The organism is Vibrio thalassae (assembly GCF_900089835.1).
Lineage (GTDB): Bacteria > Pseudomonadota > Gammaproteobacteria > Enterobacterales > Vibrionaceae > Vibrio > Vibrio thalassae.
On sequence record NZ_OANU01000187.1, the window covers coordinates 1 to 1,017 of the forward strand.

Below are 1,017 nucleotides of genomic sequence, written 5' to 3' on the forward strand. Positions count from 1 at the left end.
GGTAAAACGTAACTTTACTGGGAGAAAATTCTGGGCAAGAGGTTACTGTGTTAGCACAGTAGGACTCGATGAACAGATGATTCGTGAATACATACGTAATCAGGAGTCGGAAGAAAAACGCCAAGAGCAGTTGCGACTCTCGGGCTTATAAAACATAGCCCCTTCTAGGGGCTTTCATCATACTACCGGTTTCACCGGTAGTTTTGATTGATTCAGCATGTTGTCAAACTGTTTAGCAAGCTGACTTGGTTCATGCTTATCATCCAATCCAATTTCTCCAATTCGCTCTTCATCTTTGCCAAGCTGGACCATTTTAACCACGCGATGAATTTGCTCGATCGGTCTAAACAGATCTCGCGCTCCTCGATAGACAATAAAACCAGATGCAAAAAGCAAGACAATGATAATGACACTCACTTCACCAATGTTTGTAATGTAGGTTTTAATAAGCGGCCACACCAAATATCCGGTGTAGGCGATACCAACAATATGATTGTTCATATCTCGAATTGGCTTATAGCCAGCGATATACCACATATCATAAACATAGGCTTTATCTACCCAGCGCTCTCCATTCACAAGAACCGCGTGGCTCACCTCCTCTGACAACAAGGTTCCAAGCGCACGTCTTCCAGAATAAGACTCATCCATTGGAACATTGGTCGCAATACGTGATCATCCAAAAATAAGGTGACTGTCCCCTGAATATGACGATCAAGTTGGTTCAATGGGTAAATGGTGTCACGAATACGATCGACCAGCGCGAGGTTATTATTCATCAGCACACCGCCATCTAGGTAACCCAATAGCCCCCTGTGTCAGGATAGTTGTCGCCCTTAATCCTCAATAAAAGTAAAACAGGGAGCGGTAAGTTTAATTAAGTGAAGCGTTATTCAGAAGAGCATAAGAAAGCAACTATTCGCAGGTTTGTTGAAAGTGGTTTATCCTTGCGGGAGTTTGCAGATAATGAAGGTATGCATATCTCTACTCTGCACGATTGGAAGAATAAGTATTTAG

Annotated in this window: 2 protein-coding genes and 1 pseudogene; 2 read left to right on the plus strand and 1 reads right to left on the minus strand. The window is 42.8% G+C overall.

From position 1 onward, the window contains the following. Positions 1-151: transposase (locus VTH8203_RS23605; RefSeq protein WP_208617716.1), on the plus strand; the 151-nt coding region annotated here is incomplete at its 5' end. A 56-nt stretch (positions 152-207) separates the two neighbouring features. Here the strand turns inward: VTH8203_RS23605 and VTH8203_RS23610 are convergent. Continuing rightward, positions 208-809: pseudogene (locus tag VTH8203_RS23610) on the minus strand (cache domain-containing protein); the annotation flags it as partial. Positions 810-881: 72 nt separating this feature from the next. Between VTH8203_RS23610 and VTH8203_RS25650 the strand changes: the two are divergent. Next, on the plus strand, positions 882-1,017 hold a 136-nt coding region (locus VTH8203_RS25650; protein WP_158296061.1), incomplete at its 3' end, for a transposase.